This is a genomic window from Acetobacterium sp. MES1, assembly GCF_002237635.1.
Taxonomy (GTDB): domain Bacteria; phylum Bacillota; class Clostridia; order Eubacteriales; family Eubacteriaceae; genus Acetobacterium; species Acetobacterium wieringae.
The window spans coordinates 1-2814 of the sequence record NZ_MJUY01000058.1 but is presented as its reverse complement, the minus strand read 5'-3'; the positions used below and the strand labels follow the sequence as shown (position 1 = coordinate 2814).

Genomic DNA, 2814 nt, shown 5'->3' with positions numbered 1-2814 from the left:
TAAAATTTTATCCTTCAGTTCCATATTTGCCCTCCAAATTCATTCATTCTTATGACAAATTTTAACAGCTCATCCTTAATTTGGGTTTTAATTTGGCCAATTGCTGACCGCAGGTGGTGCTTAATTCGTAAGCGCTTAAATACAAGGTGCCACAAAAAATAAAAAAGAACCGGCGCCAGCAGTAACCAGTTCTGGATAAATCCGTTTATTGTTTGCATTCCACCTGTATCTGCTCTGACCAGGGCATCAGTTCTTCCAGTACCTCCGGATCATTCTGATAATCCGCATCCGGCATATAAAGCAGCAGGTGATTAAGGTAAGTGTGAACATTCAGTCCATTGGCTTTGGCTGTTTCAACAAGGCTGTATATCGCAGCACTGGCAGAAGCTCCTTTGGGTGTATCCGAGAAGAGCCAGTTTTTTCGACCCACCGTGAAGGGGCGAATGCTGTTTTCGGCCAGATTGTTAGAAAGTGAACAGCGACCGTCAAGGAGGTAGTTTTCCATGTAACGTTTCTGGTTCCGGGCATAGATCACGGCTTTACCGAGTGCGGAGCCCTGCAGAACATTCAAGCTATCAATCCAGCACCAAAAGGCCTCCAGAACCGGTTGTTCCAGTTCCAGACGCTTAAGATAACGTTCATCGGGAGTTAACCCGGAGAGCGTCTCTTCGATTTTAAAGAGCCGGTTGCAGTAATCCCGGCCGATTTCAGCTGGGGTAGGCGGTTTACTTTCAAGGCGTTTGCCCGTGGGTACGGCCTCCACAAATTTCCTGCGCAGATGTGCCCAACAGCCGCACCGGGTCACGCTTTTCAGGCAATTATACCCCGCATAGCCATCGCTGTGAAGAAAACCATTGAACCCCTTCAGGTAATTCAGTGCATTTTCGCCGCTTTTGGACTTCCGGTAGTCATACAGGATGATGGGCGGTCTTCCATCATTTCCGCTACGGTAAAGCCACATGGTCGATTTTGACTGGGGCTTTTTCCCGTCCTCCTTCAAAACCTGAACCGGAGTTTCGTCACAATGAAGAATCTCCCGCTGGAGCAGCTTTTTCCGGAGATGAACAATGATGGGTTGCAGATAGTCCTGAGAACACCGGATGATCCAGTTGGCCATGGTTGCTCTTGACAGCGCAAATCCCAGCTGCTCCCAATCCTTTTCCTGACGATAAAGCGGCATGGCATTGACATATTTCTGATACATGACATAAGCCACCGTACTGGGCGATGCCAGTGAATGGGCCATCAGCGGGGAAGGCGTCAAAGCTTTTTCAATATATGGTGTATCGGTATGCTTGCACCGGGGGCATTCATAAGCCATCCGGATATACCGGATAATCGACAGTTTGGCCGGGATATATTCCAGTTCTTCGCGAACGGTTTCTTTCCCGATCGGGCGAAGCAGGGTGTTACAGCGGAGGCAGTTTTGATCGTCTTCATGGATCTCACAGAGTATTTCCTTTACGGGAAGGTCTTTAAGCCGTTCTTCCCGTCCGGTTTTGGGACTGGTCCGTTTATAGCCATGGACATCCTTAACCACCGGTTCCGGGGCGTGGGGATTTACTTCGGCTTCCGCTTCATTGAACAGACAAATTTGTCCATCCAGCGTTGACTTTGGCGTTTTTTCACTGGAGCTGCCAAATTTCTCTTTCCGGAGCAGCAGAATCATTTCCGTAAGGTTGTTTACCTGCTGTTCGAGGCTTTTGATGGTGGTTTCCAGCTGTTTAATATAAGTGTCCCGTTCATCCATCCGGTTTATTTCTCCCGTTTATTAATGGATCCATTATACCATAAAAACGTTGAAAAAGCCAGCTGTTATGCGGTTTCAAGTGTTTTTGATCAACAGAAATCACCGGGTTCCACCGATTTGATGGCTCGGGGTTGATCAACGGAAAGGCCTTCCAGCAGCCATCTGAATTCTTTCCAGGACAGGGTTCGAACTTCATTTTCGGTCCGGGGCCATTTGTAGTTGCCATTTTCGAGGCGTTTGTAAAGCAGAACAAAACCGTCCCCTTCCCAAAGCAGCGCCTTAATCCGATCCCGACGTTTCCCGCAGAATAAGTAAAGTGCGGGACCAAAGGGATTTAAGCCCATTGATTCCTGCACCAGCGCAGCCAGTCCATCAATGGATTTACGCATATCAGTATAACCACAGGCGATGTAAATTTCCCTGGCTCTTGTAATGTCGCCTAACATAATACTTTCATTGCCAGCAGAACCGCTTCGATGGTTTCCGGGGCAGCTCCATCCATCACCTCAATCGTTGCCGATGGGAGGTTAATCACCACGGCCGGAATTCGGTTTGTTTTCCCCAGTTTAATCGGAAGTTTGGCAAAAGTAACCGGTTCATCCGGTTCCAGTTGTGTGCTCGTTATCTCCTGGTTACAAGCCTGCTTTCGGATACGTTTCAGCCAGTAGTAATAGGATGTCTCTTTGATTTGTGTTTGCTGACACCAGGCTTTGATTGACATCCCGCTCGCCTGCTGATCCTGAATCAGCTGTTTCCATTGTTCCATGCGGAACTTCGTTTTAACTGGAGTTATTTCATCCATTTGCAATACCCTCCTGTGCAGTTTTTCAAAGTCACTTGAAAAACTCGAAAAACTACAACTTGAAAAACTTTAGTTTTTGTTTGGAGTATATTATCTCATGGTTTTATTCGGGATGTAAGGCACCTTGTTATTGATCGCTTACCTTAATTCTCGCCCACTGCGATAATTGAAGCCTGGCTTAGTTTTTTACTTTGTATCCCTAATATGTGGTTCAGCACCAAAGCAATGGCAGCGAAGACTATAATTACAATAAAGGTCGAAC

At 46.9% G+C, this 2814-nt stretch carries 3 protein-coding genes; all 3 read right to left on the bottom strand.

Going from position 1 to position 2814, the window contains the following annotated elements; translation table 11 throughout:
- Positions 1–205: 205 nt before the first annotated feature.
- A complete protein-coding gene (tnpC, locus tag BI182_RS16080; RefSeq protein WP_286809346.1) occupies positions 206–1750 on the bottom strand; it encodes an IS66 family transposase in 1545 nt (514 codons plus the stop codon).
- 89 nt (positions 1751–1839) lie between these two features.
- Positions 1840–2196, bottom strand: a complete 357-nt coding sequence (gene tnpB, locus BI182_RS16075) for an IS66 family insertion sequence element accessory protein TnpB (protein WP_286809344.1) — start codon at positions 2194–2196, stop codon at positions 1840–1842.
- The gene (gene tnpA / locus BI182_RS16070) at positions 2190–2552 is read right to left on the bottom strand and encodes an IS66 family insertion sequence element accessory protein TnpA (RefSeq protein ID WP_286809342.1); all 363 of its coding nucleotides are present in this window, start codon (positions 2550–2552) and stop codon (positions 2190–2192) included. Before tnpA ends, tnpB begins: the two co-directional genes overlap by 7 nt.
- Positions 2553–2814 lie beyond the last annotated feature (262 nt).